This is a genomic window from Segatella salivae DSM 15606, assembly GCF_000185845.1.
Taxonomy (GTDB): Bacteria; Bacteroidota; Bacteroidia; order Bacteroidales; family Bacteroidaceae; genus Prevotella; species Prevotella salivae.
Map to the genome: position 1 here is coordinate 288142 of NZ_GL629647.1, position 21501 is coordinate 309642.

The following is a 21501-nucleotide window of genomic DNA, read 5'->3' on the forward strand; positions in this document are numbered from 1 at the left end:
GCGGCAAGAACTTTGGCATTCGAATGGGAGTCTCGAAACTTAAAAATACACAAAAGGAGGAGAACCCTGATGAACAAGCAAATGAAAAGGGTTGCGGTTCGATAGTAGTAATTGAGAATGTGTTCCACTATAAGCAGGTAATACCACTCCAAATGGGTGATAATGTCATTGGACGCTATATGAAAGGTAGTGGAATTAATTGCCCTATAGAGACTAATGACCCAAGTATAGATATGACACATTGTATTATCAACGTCAGTAAAGATAAGCAAGGACGTCTCAAATACATTCTCCGCGATGGACCAAGTTATACTGGAACTTTCGTTGATAATGTGATATTGGGTGATAGAGAACGTCGCGTTATTGAAGATGGAAGCCTATTTACAATTGGCGCTACAAGCATTATACTTCGTGGAACAGAAGGGAATGAATGATTGTTAGATGTATAATATCATTTTAATTGCTTTTGTTAGAAATAACATATAGCCAACTCTTTGATATTAAACATTATTCTTTTTGGTTTATTCAATAGCATTAATGATATAAAATAAAAAGGGCAAGTTAAACGACTCGCCCCTTTTTATTAATCAAGATCTTTATTCTGACACTTTAACAACCTTGTAATCACGCTTTCCTGAAGGCCAAATTCCCTTTATAATCAACACTGGATCTTGACTTGTAGAAGCACTCTTTACAAGCTCTTGTAAGTCAGAAAGGCTCTTCAAAGGAGTGTCATTAGCATACAACATGATAAATCCTTGTTCGATACCTCCACTCTTAATAGCTCCCTTTTCGACTTTAGTTACCTCGAGACCAAACGTCAAATCAAATTCCTTTTTCTGTTGTTCTGTCACAGGACGGAAGCTTGCTCCAAGCACATCTAAGTCTGCAGTCTTAATGACTTTCGTATTTCCTTGTGCGTTCTTTAGCGTCACTGTCTTAGAGTGTTTTGATTTATTATGTAAGTAAGTTAGGGTTACTTTCTCACCCGGACGCTTCTTAGACAGGAGCTCCTGAAGCTCAGACATCTTCGTAATCTTCTTGCCATCGGCTTCTGTTATGACATCACCTTTGACGATACCTGCGGCAGATGCCGAACTACCTTCAGTCACTTCAGCTACATAAACGCCTTCATTTGTGCCGAGATCTACGTCTTTTTTCTCATCTTTTTGAGCATTAATATAGTTGAGAACATCACCACCTCGAATACCAAGAACAGCGCGTTGTACTGTACCATATTTCTTTAAGTCGTCAACAACTTTAACCATAATAGTCGTTGGAATGGCGAAACCATAACCACTATATGAACCTGTTTGTGAGTAAAGCATGGCATTAATACCCACCAATTCGCCTTTAGCATTGACCAAAGCACCACCAGAATTACCTGGGTTTATAGCTGCATCAGTTTGAATAAAGCTTGAAATCTGTGGCCCATTTGAGCCTTCTCCACCCATTGAACGAGCTTTCGCACTAACAATACCAGCCGTTACTGTTGAGCTAAGATTATAGGGATTACCTACTGCAAGCACCCATTCACCAACTTTAAGATTGTCACTATCGCCAATAGGAAGCGTCGGAAGATTCTTTCCATTAACCTTAATAAGAGCCAAATCTGTATTTGGATCTGTTCCAATTATACGTGCAGAATACTCTCGATTGTCATTTAATGTCACGGTAAGTTCATCGGCTCCATTAACAACATGATTGTTTGTAACAATATATCCATCAGGACTGATAATCACACCACTACCTGTAGCCTCCTTCTTTGGTGTTTGAACACGACGTTTCTGGCGGCCGTTCCCTTGATCAGGATTACCAAAGAATCCGAAAGGACCAAAGAAATCACTGAATGGATCCTCTTGAACATCGACGGTTTGTACCTTAGAATTCTGCACATATTTAATATGAACAACGGCTGGAAGTGCCTTTTCCGCAGCATAGGTTAAGTCTATCGGTTGTCCCGAAGGAACCGCTTCAATCGCTGGGGAGGCATTTACTTTGATAAAAGCTCCCGTTGAAAGGGCAAATGCACCTACACACATTGCCCCCAAAACATACTTACTAAACATTTTCATAATTATCTTTTTGAATTTACGTTTTAATTTGTTTATAATTCGTTTTAAACTTTAATTGATTGCAAATATACAACTACAATTGATAAAACTAACTGAATTTCTTAATTCTTTATCCGTATTTAACAATTCAATTTAACACATTAACAGCTCTTAAACGACCTATTTTTTATTTTTACACTTATTAAATTACGACATTATATAAAAGGTATTCTATCTTAAAAGAAATGCTATGAAAAGACGAATAAAATGTATGCATTAGACCGAAAATAACAAAAGTAAAACGATAACAACCAATTCCACATAGCGATTTAGCTTAATTGCTACAATCAAATCCTTAGAAGTAATCTCTCGGTTATACCTTCCAATATAAGGCTTCGATATCATTTCTCCATGATAGATATGCGGTCCACCAAACCGACAAGCCAAAATCGAAGCTAAAGCAGCTTCAGGCCATCCGCTATTGGGACTGAGGTGAGCCTTTGAAAACATCAATATGTCATGCCAAATAGACATGAAACGACTCCGTGACATAGGTGTAATCACAACAGAAACCAATAGCATCAACAATGCTGTTAAACGTGCAGGTACCCAATTAACCACGTCATCCAAGCGTGCAGCAAACATTCCAAAACGACGAAAACGACGTGTACGATATCCTATCATTGAGTCAAGTGTGTTAATCATTTTATAGGTCATCATACCTGGAACCCCTAAAACGACCAACCAAAATAAAGGTGCAACCACTCCATCTGAAAGGTTTTCAGCTAAAGTTTCAAGTGCAGCCAAACGAATTTCCTGGGCAGAAAGTTCTGATGTATCACGCCCTACAATGCGCGAAACCTGTGTCCTGCCCTGCTCAACAGAAACATTTACTGCTGCAAACACACTCTTTACTTCTCGCACAAGTGTTGTACCTGCAAGGCAATAGAATATACAAACAGCTTCTAAAACAATGCAAATGACGTCATCACATAAGGATAAAATCAACGTGAAAAACATGAAAGTACAAGCTGTTAACACGATAGTTAATGCAGCCCCTTTTTGGCAACGTCTCTGTCCTTTGTTTAACTTCCGCTCGCCAAAAGCAATCACTCGTCCAAAAGCCACAATTGGGTGAGGCAACCATTCGGGGTCTCCGAGGATGCGATCCGCTATCCATCCTATAATCAAAGATACTGCTTTAAACATGTTAACAGCGTTTCATTTTCTTCATGCAACTGTGTCGCTAAACGAATATAATGGTCATCTAATCCCTCAAACGATGATGCATCACGAATCAATATGCCTTCCTTTGTAGCTAAATTTTCTTTAAGTAGCGAAGAATTTAGGTGTTTCAAACGAACCAGAAAGAAATTCGTTTGCGTCGGAAATGCTTCTAATCCTTCCATTTGATTAATGCTTTCACGAAACCATTCCGTTTCTTTTCGCATCCAATCTATAGATGGTAACACATTGATATCATGCGTTACAAGATATTTTCCAGCTTCAATTGCCAAACTATTTACACTCCATGGTGTTCTAAACTCCCTCAACTTTGCAATAATATCACGATGTGCTGTCAGATAACCAAGACGTAAACCAGGAATACAATACTTTTTAGTCATCGAATGAAGTAAAATCATCCTTCCATGTTTTACAATGTCTTCATCACGCAACATTGTTGCAGTTGTATAATCTTCATAGGATTGATCAATGACAAACAGTTCGTTTTCATCGTCCGAAGGATAGAGCTCTGTTGATGAAACACACATACCTGTCGGGTTATTTGGATTGCAAATCCATCGCAAACACCCTTGTCCTCCATGATGAGGATATTCAGAAAAACTCGGAACCGATACAATATGTCTTCGCGATTCATAGGCTTTTGCAATTAGATGGATAGCTGAAGTGATGCCGTTTGTCACCATTATCTCATCCGAACTCACGTGAATTTTGCCTGCAATTAGGTGCTCTAAAGATGTTGGTTCGGGTTCAGGATAATGACGAATGATGTCTATATGCTGGCAAAGATGTGCTTCCAAATCACTTAAATCAGCATGCGCCCATATATTAGAACTAAAGTTCAACCGAATATTTGGATAGTGAAATAAATCATCTCCGTGCTCTTTCATTTGTTGTTTTCTATTTAAGTAACTTCAGAACTCGTTTTCTACACAAAACAAATTGGTACATAGTAACTTACAAAATGTATCTCTTTATACTGCAATCTGCCACATATTATCGTGCAAAATGACGCAAAACATAAAGTCATTTGGCATAAATTAAAATATAAATTGATAGTATCATCTATCCCATATGAATTTCGACGCTACATCATTCATCTTTCATCAGCTTTTTAAGTGCATCAATATCCAAATGATTTCTTACATGGTTGGCAAGTAAATCATATTGTTTTTCACGAAAATTCCTATCGTTCAGTAACTCATTATCAGGTGAATCCCCATGCAACGTGTCCTCCTCTTCAATGACGATATCGTCAAAATAAGGAATGACACCTAACACAGGCACACCACAATAGGATTCCATCATCTTTCTTCCTTCGTCAAACAATCTTGCGTCACCACGGAATTTATTGATAATTATGCCTTTAATACGTTCTCGGTCATGTGGAGATTGAAGCATAATACTGCCGTAACAACTTGCAAAAACGCCTCCACGATCAATGTCAGCTACTAATAAAACAGACGCATTGGCATAGTGAGCCATAGACATATTGACTAAATCTTGCTTCAAAAGATTCATCTCTGAGATACTTCCTGCACCTTCAATAACAATTGGGTCATATTGTTTCGCTAAACGATTATAGGCTTTTTGTATGCAAGAGCGTAAGTAATTGCGATCTTCTTCAGCGTAGAGTTGCATCGCGGTTTTAATGCCAATAGACTCTCCTTCGACTATAACCTCCGACGATTTCTCCCCTGTTGGTATCAACAAAAGAGGGTTCATTTCAGTTGAAAGCTCTATACCTGCAGCCTCAGCCTGTACCCCTTGCGCACGCGCAACACGTTTTCCATCGGCTGTAAGATGATAGAATGGCGCCATATTCTGCGCCTTGAATGGTGCCGGATGCATGCCATCCTGTTTAAAGATGCGGCAAACAGCTGTGACAATAACACTCTTTCCGACATCACTTCCCGTGCCACAGAACATTATTGGACGCATAGTGCCAGAATAAAAAGATAGTCACTCAATCGGTTCATCAGTCTCATTACCTCGTCATCTAAAGTGTAATCACGGCGCAAAGTCCACATTCTGCGTTCACAAGTACGCGCTTTTGTGCGTGCAAACTGTAGCTGTGCTGCCAACAAAGAGCCTCCGGGAACAACAAAACAAAAGCGTTCTTTACTTGTGTTTTCATCAATATAGTGTTCTAAATCAACAATCATTGATGAGAAACTTTTATCTTCTGAGGGCAGAACATTAGAACTATCAGCTATCATTCCCATGATTTTCATCAGCAAAAGTTGCAGATTGTGCAATCTCTCCCGTTCGGGATTGTCTGCAGGCATTAGTGCAACCACAATGCCAAGCAAAGCATTCAGTTCATCAATTTGGCCGTTTGTTTCAATACGAATATCGTCTTTCGCTACACGTTCACCATGTCGTAGAGAGGTTTTTCCTTGGTCTCCACGCTTCGTATAGATTTTCATTGTCATTTATTTTTCATTATAACATAAATAATTATAGGCGCACCCAACAATGGAGTGACTGCATTTAGGGGAAGAATCCCAAGTTCTCCTGGAAGAATACAAAGCAAATTACAGAGTAAAGCCACAACAGATCCCGTCAGCATTGTTGCCGGAAGAAGTGAGAGATGATTGTCTGTATTCAGCAATAGGCGTGCAATATGAGGAACAGCTAAACCTATGAACGCAATAGGTCCACAGAAAGCTGTCGTAATAGCCATTAAAAGTCCCGTTATAATCAATAGGAAATTGCGTGTGCGTTGAACGTTAATGCCAAGATTTTCGGCATATTGCTCACCAAGAAGAAGGGCATTTAATGGTTTCATCATTAATAAAGCGGCAAGCAAACCTAATAAAACGATGCTTGCAAACAGAGGCATTTGGGCCATTGAAACGCCTCCAAAGTTACCCAATCCCCAAACTAAATATGACTTAACGCCTTCTTCTGTAGCATAGAAATTCAATATAGAGATAATTGAATTTGCTACATATCCAACCATGATTCCAATGATTAATAGCAGTATACTGCTGCGAACCAGCGAAGAAAAAAAGAAGAGCAGCAACGTAATCAGCATTGCGCCTACGAATGCAGCCAGCAAAATGGCTAAAAAACCACTAACAGAAAAGGCCGCTGTTGTCACGCTTCCTCCTAATAAAAGCATTACCAAAGCAACGCCTAATCCGGCTCCACTGCTAATGCCGAATATGCCGGGACCTGCCAAAGGATTTCGAAATGCAGTCTGTAACAACAAGCCACAAGCCGACAAAGCGGCTCCAGTGAGTAATGCCGTCAAGGCTTGTGGCAATCTCGATTCCATGATAATATATTCCCAAGAGGGATGTATCGCTAAGAGATTTGATGTAACTTCATCATGCAAAAAGGGGAAAATTACGTGAAGAGTAGTTGAAAAAGGTATGCTGACACTCCCCATAATGAGGTTTAGAATCAGCAACATGATAATACAACCACACATCAAGATACAATATCTAATGCCTTTTTTTCCCATTCAATTATAGCTTATTTCAAACGTTGATAGTAATGCATTGGTGCAAAACCAGCAATATCCGGATATACAATTTGAATTACATCGCTCAACAACCTGTCGGGATGAAAGCTCACTTCTTCATAATATGGCCGACGAGTACAGTCACATGCAAAAACTTGATGCGTCTTAACAGCCTTAAACTCGCCGTAACCAGCATTTTCTTTTAATAGTTCCTGTAATGTAGAAGGATGCTCATTGTATTTGAATAACCATATATCAGCCTTGCCAGCCCTATCTAAAACCGATTCAAAAGATAAGGCAACACTCCCTGAGTGGGTATCGTTTGCAAATACATATCGTGCTCGGGCATCTTGCAATAAGCCGCCAATCACGCTACGACCACCAGGAACATACCACACGTTTCCCATCATTCTTTCGGTGAAAACAGAGCGTGTTTGCTTTGCTGTTTGAGCTTTTTGCATAAGTCGTTCGTAATTGCTTTTTACCTTATTAAATAATGAATCGGCTGCCTTTTCACGTCCAAAGAGCATACCATAAAACTTCATCCATTCGGCTCTTCCTAACGAAGACTCTTCCATATAGTCAGCCATTTCGATGAGTGGAATATGAAGTTTGTCTAATTTTCCATAGCCACCACTATTTTCAAAGGGTGAAACCATTATCGCTTCAGGCTTCAAGTCGATTATCTTTTCTACGTTAGAACTCATGCTATTACCGCAATCAAAAACGTGATGTGCATCAGATATTGGCAACTTTGCACGTTGTTGTACATCTGGAATCGAAATATATTGCAAATCACATACCCCTTTGATTGCTGACTCTGCTTTCAAATCATAAAGCAAAGCACAATGAACGGTTGTGAAAACAACCGAGCGAGTAATCGGTGTTCTGACAATCGTCACCTCTTGATTATTGTCAGAAGAGAACGCTTTGCATACCTCGTCACCTGCTTTTCCCTTAGGAACAAGTGCATAAGTATGAAGGATTTTACCTTGTTTCCACGGATCAGTCAGCGTAGCAATTGAATAACCTTGGTATTTAACTATCTTCAGATGGCGAGCATACTCAAAACGAACGGTGTCTCCACCACTCGCTTCCAATCTCGTTTGAGAATGGTTGCAAGAAGTGAAAACACCGATAATGATGATTAGAAATGCGAATAAATCTTTTCTCATTACTTCCAATCGACCTTTGTATTAAAGAAGATTGTAGCCGGACCTACACCCACTTTAGTTGAGTGAAGTTCATTACCGCTTGCATCAAATTCCTTCAAATAACCTGCAGTTGAATAGCTCAAACGACCTCCAATCCTTTCATAGAAACTTATAAATATGTGACCAGACACAGGATCTACAGCGATGGCACTTGGCGCGAACTTAGTTGCATCATATTTATATGTCATGGTTGACGTAGCGTTCTTAAGTGGGTCATAAATAGAATAACTTACCGTAGGAGCACCATAGGGCGCGTTAACTGTGTAGAAAGAACCGCGATAATATGATACCAACGTTGCGTTGGGCACAACATCTTCTACTATTTTTTTGCTATCCTCAGTCTTAAGTATCTTTAAACCTGCACCAAGTTGGTGATAATTTGCATCATAACTGCCCCAATCCAACACATAAACACCAGTTAGATTAATATAGATAGCTTGCGGATTCTTTATTCCTTCAATCTTGAATTCTTTTACTTCGTCTGTTGATAGATTAATTTCAGAAATAGAACCATTTCCATTTCCCCAATCACTATTTGCTACATAAATGAAGTTTTTAGCGGCTGTAAGCCCTTCAGGATATGAACCTACTTTGTAACTTTTGCGCAATGTAAACGTGGTTGTATCAATTGCAGCAACATATCCGCCGTATGTTGTTACCCAAACTGCACCTGCACCTGCAATGATGTGTCGCGGCTTCTTACCATTTGCAGCACCTAACAAGTCGGTGGTTTTAATCTGCTTTACAGACTTCTGATTGCGGTCCACAACTTCGATTGTACTTTCGTCAGTAACCACATAATAGATTTTACTTCCATAACAAACGCCGTCATTCACCGTACCACCTAACAAACGACCATTGGCCTTTGTGAAAATATTCTCCGAGACAGCATTTGTTGCATAATCCCAATAGCTTATTGACCCAGGAATCTTCGATTTCATATTTCCGGAACAGGCAACAAACGCACCATTAGACGTAAGCACTGGCTGCAAATCGGGAGTGTCGTCTTTGTCACATGAAGTGAATAATGCGATACTCAACAATACAGTTGATAAACTTAAAATGATTTTTTTCATATCTTTTTATTTAGAATTTATAATTAACTACAAATTGATAACTGATGCCAGGCATAGGATAGTTCCCCACTATCTCATACTGCTGGTTTAAGATGTTCTTGATGTCTCCGCGCAAAGAAAACTCCCCGTGTTTCATCACAAAACGATGACTGCAGGTTAATCCCATATCAAAATAACCAGCCAATCGTGTTCCGTCATAATGTGAGTTCGACGCCCATCGGCTGCCATACCCTGCTCCATGAATAACAATGTCAACCCACGGATTTCCCCATTTAACTGAACCAGAAACAGAGTGTAAAGGGATATATGCAATCTGTTTTCCATAATCGGGAAGAGATTTATCCTCCCGGTCGGTCACATTCTGATAACTATAGCCGCCGAAGAACAGAAGATTATGCTTTTCTGCCAATTGATAGTCGCCGCGAAGCGAAACTTCAACTCCTTTTGACTGAACTCTACCGATATTTACATTCGTCCAGATAAACATATTATAAGGTATGGCCACAATCTTGTCCTTTATGTGATTTAGATAACCATCGGCCGTAATCTCCAGATTAAATCTATTTGAAAACTGCTTCTGCCACGTCACACCAAGGTTTAATTGGTCTGTCGTTTCGGGTTTCAACCTTGGGCTCCCGAAATGAAAGAAGTAGTTTTCGTTGAATGTCGGCGCACGAAAGATATTCTTATACGATGTTCTGATGTAAAACTGTTCGGAAGAGAAAGGACGATAAGACAAAGAGCACGATGGCGATAGTTTACGCCCATTCTTTGCTGCTTCGCCACGCTCTGCCCCATTCAAATAAACAGAATATAGCGCACGTCCAAGCAAAACCAAGCGCGGAGCAACATATTTCACCGAAAAAGACTCCAACAACGTATGCCGAAATGGACGCACATCCGTGGCCAAACTGCTATTCAGGTTATTGAATACATAATCACTCGCAAAAGCGAACGAAAGTCCATCGGTCGGAGTAAACATTGCTGCCAATGAGCCGTATGCCTCGCGTTGCCAGTAGTCTGCATCCATAACATGATTAGGAGAATACTTATCGCGGTAGCGCGAGCTGCTCCAGTTAAATTTGCCCTTAGCTTTCCAGCTCCACAACCCATTGGCTGCATGTTGCCGCCAGCCGAACTGCGCAAAACCATTGCGGTCGTGCAATGACTCACCATTGATGTCACTATAATACTTTACGATGCCCGGCAACAGGCGACTATTGTCATAATAATAGACTTTTCCATCGATTTCCCCATATTTCCCAGTAGAAATATAAGCATTCAACTCGCCGTGCCCGCTATTCATTCGGCTGTTGTTGCGTCGCCCATGTGTTTTATAGATTCCATTGCGCAACGTGAAGGGATAATCATTTTCGGCGTAGATATATTCGCCATTTGCCGACAAAGTCACACGATTGCTCACGGATTGAACGTAGTAAACAAACGGACTTACATAGCCGAATGAGCCGAATTTCAGCTGCGTTTGCAGGTGGACGCGATGATCTGCCGGACGTTCAGTCAAGGTGGTCATTCTGAACAGCGCCGCCGAAGAAATCTCACGCGCCGACAAAAACACATCGTTCTCCCCACCTATCGACAGCGTCAACGACTCAATATTGTCTAATGCATAGCGCGAAACATCAACCGAACCGCTCTGGGTGTCGCTCAACATGAAGCCATCATAACTCACACCCGTATGTTGGGCGCCAAACCCTCGTACACCAATAGTTTTCATGCCTCCGGCGCCTCCATAATCACGAAGATTGACACCGGGCATGCGATGCAGCGCGTCGGCGATGTCCGTAATGCCCATATTGGCAATGTTCTCCCGATTGAGCACGCTGCCTGGCACAACATCAGTAATGCCACGACTTCCGTGATAGCCGATAACCTCAACTGCCTTCAAATCATGCACGCGCACGCTGTCTTTGGGCTGCTGTGCCCACGTTGGACAACAAACAACACAAGGAATGCTCAAAACAACGACAAGCTTATGTTTAAGCTGAATCATTTTCGGTCAAACTTTGAATAAAACTTCAACTATCTTCCTCGAAATAGTGAAGCAATAACTCGCAACGGCAGGTCTTCTGACTACACGATTCACGAAAGAGTGCCTTCCCAACAATTGCCGTCAGTGGCTTGTTTCCTTTCTAAAATATCGTTCACAGCAGCGGGACTGTTAAGGAATCTCACCTTATTCCCTTTTTAATCACAATGAATTATGAACCAATTGCGTGTGCGAAATTAATATAAAAAATGTAATTGAGCAAGAAAACGCGGCTTATTAACTAAAAGATTATGGCCGACAACTGCTTTATAGGCGTGCGATGACTTTTAACTTTGGGAGAATATCAGAAAAGAAGATAAAACTGCTCAGGAACTGGGGTAAATTATCAGAATTCATGAAAATCTGCTCAGGAACTGGGGTAAATCATCAGAATTTAGCTAAAAACTGCTTAGGAACTGGGGTAAATTATCAGAATTCGCTAAAAACTGCTTAGGAACTGGGGTAAATTATCAGAATTCGTGAAAAACTGCTTAGGAACTGGGGTAAATCATCAGAATTCGCAAAAAACTACTCAGGAACTGGGGTAAATTATCAGAATTCGCGAAAAACTGCTCAGGAACTGGGGTAAATTATCAGAATTTAGCTAAAAACGTTCAAACATCCGGGGACAATTGCAGAAAAACGCGTGATTCTGATAAAACACCCGGGGGCAATCATCTATTTTCGTTTCAAAAGTGAGGATATCTTAAAAATTAAGGATAAAAAAGACCTCCCGTGAGACAAAAAACGAGAGGCGAATGGCCAAACAGGCCGTTGAAGAGAAGAAAAACACAAGGTTATGAAAACAAATCGAGTTTGTTCTTGCGTGCTTCGTCTAACGAAATTATCTTTTGTTGTTCTTTCTCATAACCGCTCCGCAATTCGGCATACTTTTCATCTAAATTGTGCTTCAAAACAGCGCGTTCTTTCTTGTTCAGCAGCTTTGCCGCTATTAAAGCATTTTGCGAAGCGTCTTTCATCCAAACAACGGGACCTCCGTAGACGGGCGCAATCTTCAACGCCACGTGAAGCTGACTTGTGGTTGCGCCACCAATCATAATTGGAATCTCAAGCTGTGCTTTTTTCATTTCTAAAGCCACATTTACCATCTCTTCTAACGATGGCGTTATCAATCCGCTCAGCCCAATCATGTCGGCGTTCTCTGCAATGGCGCGCTTGACAATCTGCTCGGCAGGCACCATTACCCCCAGGTCAATCACTTCATAATTGTTGCACGCCATGACCACGCCCACGATGTTTTTGCCAATATCGTGCACATCGCCCTTAACCGTCGCGAGAATTATCTTGCCCGCCTTGTAAGTGTCGTCAGCTTTCTCCATTTCTATGTAGGGTTGGAGTATGGCTACCGCTTGCTTCATGGTTCTTGCCGTTTTAACGACTTGGGGAAGAAACATTTTGCCGGCACCAAACAGTTCTCCCACCTCGTTCATCCCGTCCATCAAGGGACCTTCGATAATATCAACGGCATGAGGATATTGCGCTAAGGCTTCGGTCAGATCAGCTTGCAAATGTTCAGAAATTCCCTTTCTCAATGCATATTCCAATCGTTTTGCGACAGGAAAATCGCGCCATTCCTCATGCTGTTCAGCTGTTTTGCCAAGAACCTCCCCACCCGCTTTGCGTGCGTCTTCATTGGCCTTAATTTCGTTGGCCAATTCGATGAGCGCCTCGGCAGCGCCCTCTTTGCGGTTTAACACAACGTCCTCAATGATGCGAAGATGGTCGGAGGGAATGTCCGCATAGGTGATTTTTGTCGCAGGATTGACAATACCGAAGTCCATTCCTTGGTTTATTGCGTGATAGAGGAAAACGGCGTGCATCGCTTCGCGGATATAGTTGTTGCCGCGAAAAGAAAAGGAGAGATTACTCACGCCACCGCTGATATGTGCACCTGGAAGATGTTTTTTAATCCACCCCGTGGCTCTGATGAAGTCTACCGCATAATTATCGTGCGCCTCAATCCCAGTGGCAATAGAAAGTATGTTCGGATCAAAGATAATGTCTAAAGGATTAAATCCCACCTTGTCGACAAGCAGACGATAGGCCCGTTCTGCTATTTCTATCTTGCGTTCAAACGTCGTAGCCTGTCCGACTTCATCAAAACACATGACGACAACCGCCGCACCAAAGCGTTTGATTTCACGCGCATGGCGAAGAAACTCCTGCTCGCCATTCTTCAAAGAAATGGAGTTCACCACGCACTTTCCTTGCATGCACTTCAGTCCGGCCACGATCACGTCCCATTTACTTGAGTCAATCATCACAGGAACACGCGCCACATCGGGTTCAGAGGCTATGAGATTCAGAAAATTCACCATTTCTGTTTGCGCATCAAGCAAGCCGTCATCCATATTGACGTCAATGATTAAAGCGCCATCTGAAACTTGCTTTCTCGCAATGGTTAAGGCCTCTTCGTAGTTCTTTTCTTTGATTAAACGAAGGAATTTGCGGCTACCGGCGACATTACATCGCTCGCCAACATTGACGAAACGCACTTCGGGACTCACTTCTAAGAGTTCAAGTCCGCTTAACCACAAATCTTTCGGCCGTTCAACAGGTTTGCGGGGAGCTTTTCCTCTGGCCATCTCTGCGTAGCGACGAATAAACTCTTCGGTCGTTCCGCAACATCCTCCGACAATGTTTACAAGTTGTTCATCGATGAATTCTCCGATTTGTGGGGACATACTCTCAGCCGTTTCATCATATTCGCCCATTGAGTTAGGAAGTCCGGCGTTAGGATATGCGGAAATATAATAAGGTGCCTTTTTACCTAATTCTTTAAGATAAGGTTTCATTTGACTTGCACCGAATGAACAGTTTAATCCCACAGAAAAGATTGGATAGCTACATATACTCCCGAGGAAAGCCTCTAATGTCTGTCCGCTTAACGTTCGTCCGGCGAGGTCACTCACAGTTACACTCAGCATGATGGGTAACTCAAGGTTTCGCGCTTCCATTGCATTGGTTGCGACATCAATCGCCACTTTCGCATTCAAAGTGTCAAAGATTGTCTCAATAAGCAAGGCATCTACTCCACCATCCAACAAGCCTTTGATCTGTTCTTCATAGGCAAAGTAAAGTTCATCGTACGTCAAATCACGCGCTGCTGGATTACTAACATCGGGGCTCATTGAACAGGTTTTATTCGTTGGTCCGATGGCTCCTGCAACAAAACGGCATGTGCCATCGGCCAATTCATCGACAGCTTGTCTTGCCAGCCGAGCGCCCTCATAAGCCAATTCGTAGCTAATGTCTTCCAACCCATAATCTGCCTGCGAAATGCGTTGAGATGAGAAAGTGTTTGTTTCGATGATATCCGCACCTGCAGCCAAATAGCGTCGGTGGATATCGAGAATGACATCAGGTCGCGTTAAGCTTAATAAATCATTATTTCCCTTTAATTGTCGGCCCTCAACCTGTTGGAAACGTGTGCCACGAAAGTCTTCTTCTGTCAAATGATACGATTGAATCATTGTACCCATGGCACCATCTAAAATCAATATCTTCTCTCTAATTAAGTCTTGTAGTCCCTTCATTCTTAACAATAAACTCTTGTATTCGTTAGCGCATCAGCTTAAAAATGCTTTAATGCGCGGTCCATTTCACGTTTATCTTGCTTCTCCCGCAGTGTTTGACGCTTATCAAATTCCTTCTTTCCTTTAGCCAAAGCAATGTCTACTTTAGCCCTTCCGTGTTTATCGATAAACAGCAGTGTGGGCACAATAGTAAAGCCAATTTGTTTAGAATCCTCTTCCAATTTATGGAGTTCACGCTTCGTCAGCAATAACTTTCGGTCACGTTTGGCTTCATGATTGCTATAAGATCCATAAAAATATGGACTTATATTCATCCCCTTCACCCACAATTCACCTTTATATATCACACAGAAAGAATCAACTAAAGAGGCTTTTCCGTTTCTAATACTTTTGATTTCTGTCCCCGTAAGCACAATGCCTGCAGTGTAAGTATCTACAAAGAAATACTCAAACGAAGCCTTTTTATTTCTTATTTGAACAGGACTCTTCTTCCTGATTTCTTGCTCTTCTTTATTCATTGTCTATCGTTGCAAAATGTTCTATGTGCTCATCAATGTAATGAGCAACCTTGTCTGTGAACATCTCTTCATGTTCAACAAAGGCATCATCAAAGTCATCAAATACCGCAAACTGCTCGAATAAAGCCATAAATTCATCATCAGTGCAGTCGCTTTCTATCGTTTCATGATACATCGAATAGTATTTATGACTCTTGTTTATCAGCCTATATAGTTCGGGGATTCCCCATTCTCTAAAAGCCTTATCCGTTGGATTCAGGTAAATAAAAGCGCCATAACCATTATGAATTAGCTGCACAAAACCTCCATCCATCACTTCTTCGTGCAGAAAATGATAAGCTAACAGGGTAATCTGGTCAGCGTTTAAATCTCCTATATTGTCATTTGTCAGTTGACCACCAATGGCATCTAAGATTGCATTTACAAACACTTTAACAAATGCATCCACACCTTCAGACGCGGCTTTCTGCAGGACGTTATCTTTTATCTTTACCTCAATCATAAACGAGTTGTTTATTGCAAAAGTAACAAAATAATATGAAAAAGCAAAAGACTTACTTTTTTTTATTACTTTTGTAAGATGAAGTTATCGGTTATTATCCCTATATTCAATGGAGAAGACACGTTGCAACGTTGTCTTGATTCGGTCGTTTCACAACAGGTTGAAGACTTAGAAATCATCTTGGTAAACGATGGATCTACCGACAAAAGCCTGCAAATCTGCGAACAATTTGCCGAGCATCATGAGCAAACAGTCATCATAGAGCAAGATAACCAGGGGCTAAGTGTTGCTCGAAATTCCGGACTTCAAGTTGCAACAGGTGACTATGTGACTTTCGTTGACAGCGATGATTACCTTGAATCTAATTCATATAAGGCATTAATTTTTAAGCTGAATGAGGATAAAGATATAGACATCCTTGAATATTCTGTTGATGAACGCATCGGCGGTAAGTATCATACACAACTAAAACTCACAGATAAACTCTATACAAACTGGAAGAGTTATTGGCTTGAAACAGAAGCTTATAAACATACTTATGCCTGCAATAAAATCTTTAAGAAAAAGATTTTTAGCTATGAAATGTTTAAGCCTGCGATTCTCTTTGAAGACCTTGAACTCATGTCACGTCTGTTAAAACATTGTCATCGCATACTAACAACATCGCTGGGCTGCTATCTTTATGTTTTCAATGCCAATGGATTGGCGGCCAATGCAACTGGAGAGCAGTTGGAATCAATGCTTACTACGCACTGCCAAATCATGAAACAATGTTGTAACGAGACTTATTTTAGCCACGTAATTAACATACAATTGGATGTTTATAGGCTCACTCGGCATCTTATTTTAACAGATAAATATCCCTATAAGCGCGGACTTAAGTTAACAATATACCACTATTGTGGCCTTAAAACACTTTGTGTGCTCCATAAGTTGTTTTGGATTCTTAGGAATAAATGTGTATCTTCAAACAATAAATACCAATAGATTTATGTTTTATTACTACTTAAAATTTATACGATTTCTATCTGAAAATAGACTTAAATGCTTACAAAATCTACCCCATTTCTGAATAAACACAGAATTTGTTAATAGTTATCACAATACTTTACAAATGAGGTTCAACATCTTTCCATATCAAAATAAAAAATACAGTTGAATGGAAATACAGCTCATTTTCTATCATTTTGTATTCTATTGACTATCATAAGTTTACACAAGTAAGATTGTTATGTCAAACATTTTCACGTAGAAAAACAGCATGATTTGACGCAAATTAAAGCCTACAATGGTGCATTTCACACCATAAAATAAGTCTGTTTATCCTGTAATTCGCCATGATTTACTACATAATATGCACAAGAAACATGCGCAAATTGATAAGAATTGGTTTACAACAGGATAAAAACAATGTAATCAAACCCAAATTAACATCTTACAATTGCTACCTATCACTATCGTAAAGTGTTAAAAAACCAACAATAATCTATACAAAAATGTTATATAATTAGATGCGATTCAAACTCGATTGTTAGTTTGATGACAGATAGAGCCACGCAAGAATAGCAACAAATACAACAGCAATAATAATCTTAAAAAGGCAACTTGTCACCTTTTTTACAATGAAGATGCCGACCACAATGATCAGCAACATGAAGATATATTCTGCAAAATGATTCATAATTAATACTTTATAAGCTTACGAAATGAAGTGGGTATTGGGGTTTCAAATGTCATAGGGGCATGCGTAATGGGATGATAGAAACACAAAACATAAGCATGCAAGCAGAGACGCCCTATCGGATCATCTCCATTTCCATACTTAATATCGCCACAAACAGGATGCCCCATGTCGGCAGAATGTACGCGAATTTGATTCTTCCGCCCTGTTTCAAGTTTGTATTCTACAAGAGAATAATCATTGTTTTGACCAAGAACATGGAAATGAGTCACTGCATATTTACCTCCATTATCCACGGGTGAAGAATAGGTTATATAGGCTTTATTGTCTTTCAACCAATTAGCAATCGTACCTTCTGGTGCCTCTATAACTCCCGATACCACTGCAACATAACGCCTATCATACACAATGTGATGCCAATCTTGTTCAAGTAGCATCTCTGTTTGTTTGTCTTTGGCGTAAATCATCAGACCACTTGTGTCACGATCAAGCCGATGTACTACGTGTGCCGTACACTTTTGACGAGACTTTTTGAAATAATCGTCGAGGATAGTCTTAACATTTAATGTCGAATGTCCAGCCGCCATAGACAATATTCCGATATTCTTTTCAACAACAACCAAGTATCGGTCTTCATAAACTATCTTCACATAGCGACTCTTAAAGATATCGTTGTTACGCTTGGTACGGCTTACTGAGATTTTCATACCAGGCGAAACAGGATAATCAAACTTTGTAATCACCTTGCTTTCTACCTTTATACCGCGCCCTTGAAGTGTCTGTTTAATCTTTGATTTACTGAGACCCTTCACGTTCTCAAGCAGCCATTCCAACAATTTTCCATCACGATTGACGACTAAATGATCGTAATCTCCCGGTTTATTATAATTGTTTTGAGCAATCATAGTTTAACTTTTTTCTTCGCAACTCTACTCTCATTACTCATTCGATCAAGCGAAGTGATGGCATAAACATACTTTTTCTTCCCATCCTCATAAGGGAGTTTATAAAAGGTTCTTGGCGTTATAGCTACAATCTTTGATGCATCTTCAGTGTTGATATGTTCACCTTTATCAAATCGATACACAACATATTTCACCGCAATATCATTCCATTTCTTTCCACGAGGAGCATTCCAGAAGAGCACATATCCATCATCTGTCCAGATGGGTTTAACGTGTTTAGGCTTCTTTGGCGCTTTATCATCGATGAAAGGCATCTTGGGTTGTAAGGCCGGATATTTCCAATAACCATTCCGCATGGCTGTAGCGTAGTTGCCAATGTTATCACAAAAGTTCTTTGCATACCACAAAACAGTTCCATTTACATGGGGAAGTGTGTTATGAAGTCGGCGTTTTGCATTCAACTGATGGCTGTTGGGATTTTGTAGATCGGCATATTTCACTGTACGTTCAACGTCTTCTCCAATGAAAAGAGGCCGCTTTCCGGCATACTTATCCCACCAACGTGCAAGCTCTTCATAGTCAGCTGTGGGATGACCTATTTGCCAATAGATTTGTGGAACACAATAGTCTACCCAACCATTGTTGACCCATAACAATACATCGGCATAAAGATCATCATAGTTTTGCAAACCCTTCGTATTGCTCCCTATAGGAGAAACACTTTTATTTCGATAGATTCCAAATGGTGAAACACCAAATTTTACCCATGGTTTTATTGCATGTATACTATCAGAAAGCTGTTTCATAAAGAGGTTTACGTTATATCTTCGCCAATCACCTCGGTCTTTTAATCCATTATTATATAACAAATACTCACGATCATCGGCTATTGTTTGACCGGCAGCTGGGTATGGATAGAAGTAGTCGTCAATGTGAAAACCATCTACATCATAGCGCCTCACAATGTCAGTCGCTATCTTGCAAATATAGTTTCGATTCTCAGGAAGACCTGGATTGAGGATAAGCTGACCATCATATGCAAAGACTGAGCCGGGCTTTTTTATCGCGATATGATTGGATGATAAGTTACTGGTTGTCTTAGTCTTTGCCCTGAATGGGTTAATCCATGCATGTAACTCCATTCCTCGCTTGTGACACTCGTCTATCATCCATGCCAATGGATCCCAATATGGCTGAGGTGGAAGTCCCTGTTGCCCTGTAAGAAAACGACTCCAAGGCTCGTATGGACTGGCATATAAGGCATCACATTCTGGTCTTACTTGGAAAATAACAGCATTAACGCCATCTTTCTGCATCTCATCAAGTTGACTTCGCAACACTTGTTGCATCCTATCTTTCCCCAATCCAAGGAATTGTCCGTTCACACATTGTATCCATGCACCGCGAAACTCACGCTTTGCTTGAGCCAATAACACTTGAGTTCCAACAACAACGGATAAAAAGAGGGCAATAAAAAACTTACGATTCATTTTCATTTTGATTTACTTCGCAAAATTACTAAAAAAAGAAAGAATACTAATCCATTTCTTGAAAAAGATAGATTAATTTGGAGTTTTGTGGTCTTTTTTATAATTTTGTCACGCATAAAGATGTGATGAAAGCACGGTTTACACATATTTCGAGTTTACTTCTCGTGGTAATTATAGGATTACTGCAATGCTGTTTTCATGCAAAAGCGAATAATATAATGCGACAAGATGATGCTCTTCTGTCTCGCGTTTTTGCTTATTCGAAGTCGGTTGAAGGTGAGAAGATTGCTCAACAAACATCATATTCTTATACGAAATATTCTCTCTTTGTTCGTAAACGCAACTTTTTGTTGCTAGCAGTCCCCACGATGTGGGCTGTAGCACATGGGGAAAAACGACATTATTTGGGTGAAAGTTACGAACGAGTTGTTTATAGCCAAGATGGGAAACCAGAGATTCAGCGACTAACAAGTCGTACAACAATTCCTTCAAGTCGCGGAAGTCTTACCACCGTTCTTAAGTATCTGACCCCTGATGTATATCAAACAACAATTTTTAAAGATGGTATTCTCTCGCCATTTTATGAAAAAAATCAAAGTTATTACAACTATAAAGTGACACTCTTACCCAATGGGAAGGCGCAAGTTAAGTTTCAACCACGTGTTAACAACACTCGACTTGTAAGCGGAGAAGCCCTGATTAACTTTAGTGATGGACGCATTATAAGCCTGAAAATGAGTGGAGAATATGACATGGTAAACTTCACTTTATCCATTGTAATGGGGCAATCCGGGGCTGAATCTTTACTTCCAAATGATGTAGATTTAAGCTGCCAATTCAGATTTTTGGGTAATATCACTGATGGAAGGTTCCGTTCTATCTATAATTTGAGAGGCATTTTACCCGATAGCGTGGTTGAAAATGATAGGAACAGCCTTGCACTTGTGCGTCCCGTTCCTTTGACAACAGAAGAAAAAATGCTTTATGACAAAGAACAAGAAACTCGGGAACACAGAGATTCTATACGCAAAGAGTATTCTAAAAAGAAAGAAAACGCGTGGAAAACAGTCTTTTGGGATGTCATCGGGAATAACGTTATAAACCAAATAAAAAGTAACTTTGGCAAGAATAATGAAGGTTATTTACGTATAAATCCTATTTTGAATCCACTTTATATGGGTTATGATCATAAACGAGGGTTTACATATAAGTTTGATGTTCGATTGAACTATATGTTTACTTCGAATACTTTGCTAACAACACGCATTAGGTCTGGCTATTCATTTAAGCAAAAACAGCTCTATTTTTCATTACCTATTATGTATTGGTATGATAGGCGTCACAACGGATATATAGAGATAGAAGTGGGTAATGGGAACTGGATAACGAATGGAAATGCAGTTAATTATGCCCGAAATCAAATTGGAGACTCTGTTGTTAACAAGTATTTGAGGTCAGACTTCTTTAAGGATAGTTATGTAAGATTACTCAATAACTACGACTTTAATAGTCAGTGGGGCTTTCAAGCTGGTATAATACTACATCATAGGAAGGCTGTTGAAGGAGACGTTTACAGACAAGCTGGTATGCCAACGCAATATACTTCAGTGGCTCCACTACTTGAAATCCAATGGCGTCCGATAGGATGGCAAGGCCCATATATCACACTTGATTACGAAAGAGGAATTAAACGATTTCTTAAAGGAAACATAGGCTACGAACGATGGGAGTTAGATGCGCAAT

At 40.3% G+C, this 21501-nt stretch carries 17 protein-coding genes and 1 riboswitch; of the genes, 3 read left to right on the forward strand and 14 right to left on the reverse strand.

What is annotated here, in order from left to right:
* Positions 1–434: FHA domain-containing protein (locus HMPREF9420_RS01280; protein ID WP_007133578.1), on the forward strand; the 434-nt coding region annotated here is incomplete at its 5' end.
* Positions 435–596: 162 nt separating this feature from the next.
* On the opposite strand, the gene HMPREF9420_RS01285 is transcribed toward HMPREF9420_RS01280, so the two are convergent.
* The 12 genes from HMPREF9420_RS01285 to HMPREF9420_RS01340 all read right to left on the reverse strand — a co-directional run bounded on the left by HMPREF9420_RS01285 (position 597) and on the right by HMPREF9420_RS01340 (position 15682).
* Positions 597–2075 (reverse strand): Do family serine endopeptidase, encoded by a 1479-nt coding sequence (locus tag HMPREF9420_RS01285; RefSeq protein WP_007133579.1) that lies wholly within the window; start codon positions 2073–2075, stop codon positions 597–599.
* Positions 2076–2330: 255 nt separating this feature from the next.
* Positions 2331–3263: an adenosylcobinamide-phosphate synthase CbiB gene (cbiB, locus tag HMPREF9420_RS01290; RefSeq protein ID WP_007133580.1), complete on the reverse strand. Its 933-nt coding sequence runs from the start codon at positions 3261–3263 to the stop codon at positions 2331–2333.
* Positions 3242–4186, reverse strand: a complete 945-nt coding sequence (locus tag HMPREF9420_RS01295) for an aminotransferase class I/II-fold pyridoxal phosphate-dependent enzyme (protein ID WP_007133581.1) — start codon at positions 4184–4186, stop codon at positions 3242–3244. The genes cbiB and HMPREF9420_RS01295 overlap by 22 nt, the downstream gene beginning before the upstream one ends.
* A gap of 202 nt (positions 4187–4388) precedes the next feature.
* On the reverse strand, positions 4389–5237 hold the full coding sequence (locus HMPREF9420_RS01300) for a cobyric acid synthase (protein WP_248628061.1): 849 nt from the start codon (positions 5235–5237) through the stop codon (positions 4389–4391).
* On the reverse strand, positions 5225–5725 hold the full coding sequence (locus HMPREF9420_RS01305) for a cob(I)yrinic acid a,c-diamide adenosyltransferase (protein ID WP_036907383.1): 501 nt from the start codon (positions 5723–5725) through the stop codon (positions 5225–5227). The genes HMPREF9420_RS01300 and HMPREF9420_RS01305 overlap by 13 nt, the downstream gene beginning before the upstream one ends.
* A 2-nt stretch (positions 5726–5727) precedes the next feature.
* Entirely contained in the window at positions 5728–6768 is a 1041-nt protein-coding gene (locus HMPREF9420_RS01310; RefSeq protein WP_007133584.1) for an iron ABC transporter permease, read from the reverse strand.
* Positions 6769–6779: 11 nt separating this feature from the next.
* Entirely contained in the window at positions 6780–7943 is a 1164-nt protein-coding gene (locus HMPREF9420_RS01315) for an ABC transporter substrate-binding protein (RefSeq protein ID WP_044078659.1), read from the reverse strand.
* Positions 7943–9058 (reverse strand): YncE family protein, encoded by a 1116-nt coding sequence (locus tag HMPREF9420_RS01320; protein ID WP_007133586.1) that lies wholly within the window; start codon positions 9056–9058, stop codon positions 7943–7945. The genes HMPREF9420_RS01315 and HMPREF9420_RS01320 overlap by 1 nt, the downstream gene beginning before the upstream one ends.
* A 10-nt stretch (positions 9059–9068) precedes the next feature.
* Entirely contained in the window at positions 9069–11069 is a 2001-nt protein-coding gene (locus tag HMPREF9420_RS01325) for a TonB-dependent receptor plug domain-containing protein (RefSeq protein ID WP_007133587.1), read from the reverse strand.
* 49 nt (positions 11070–11118) lie between these two features.
* Positions 11119–11305, reverse strand: a riboswitch (cobalamin riboswitch).
* Positions 11306–11902: 597 nt separating this feature from the next.
* Positions 11903–14662: a methionine synthase gene (metH, locus tag HMPREF9420_RS01330; RefSeq protein WP_052297286.1), complete on the reverse strand. Its 2760-nt coding sequence runs from the start codon at positions 14660–14662 to the stop codon at positions 11903–11905.
* Between the two features lie 38 nt (positions 14663–14700).
* Positions 14701–15180 carry an SsrA-binding protein SmpB gene (gene smpB / locus HMPREF9420_RS01335; RefSeq protein ID WP_007133589.1) on the reverse strand — a complete coding sequence of 160 codons (480 nt, stop codon included), beginning with the start codon at positions 15178–15180 and terminating at the stop codon, positions 14701–14703.
* Positions 15173–15682, reverse strand: a complete 510-nt coding sequence (locus HMPREF9420_RS01340) for a DMP19 family protein (RefSeq protein ID WP_007133590.1) — start codon at positions 15680–15682, stop codon at positions 15173–15175. Before HMPREF9420_RS01340 ends, smpB begins: the two co-directional genes overlap by 8 nt.
* Positions 15683–15760: 78 nt before the next feature.
* Between HMPREF9420_RS01340 and HMPREF9420_RS01345 the strand changes: the two genes are divergently transcribed.
* Complete coding sequence (locus tag HMPREF9420_RS01345) at positions 15761–16669, forward strand: glycosyltransferase family 2 protein (protein ID WP_007133591.1); 909 nt, start codon at positions 15761–15763, stop codon at positions 16667–16669.
* Between the two features lie 696 nt (positions 16670–17365).
* On the opposite strand, the gene HMPREF9420_RS01350 is transcribed toward HMPREF9420_RS01345, so the two are convergent.
* Complete coding sequence (locus HMPREF9420_RS01350) at positions 17366–18268, reverse strand: RluA family pseudouridine synthase (RefSeq protein ID WP_007133593.1); 903 nt, start codon at positions 18266–18268, stop codon at positions 17366–17368.
* Positions 18265–19758 carry a glycoside hydrolase family 10 protein gene (locus HMPREF9420_RS01355; protein ID WP_044078662.1) on the reverse strand — a complete coding sequence of 498 codons (1494 nt, stop codon included), beginning with the start codon at positions 19756–19758 and terminating at the stop codon, positions 18265–18267. Before HMPREF9420_RS01355 ends, HMPREF9420_RS01350 begins: the two co-directional genes overlap by 4 nt.
* Before the next feature lie 218 nt (positions 19759–19976).
* Here HMPREF9420_RS01355 and HMPREF9420_RS01360 point away from each other — a divergent pair.
* The coding region (locus HMPREF9420_RS01360) for a DUF5686 family protein (RefSeq protein WP_248628062.1) at positions 19977–21501 on the forward strand (1525 nt) is incomplete at its 3' end.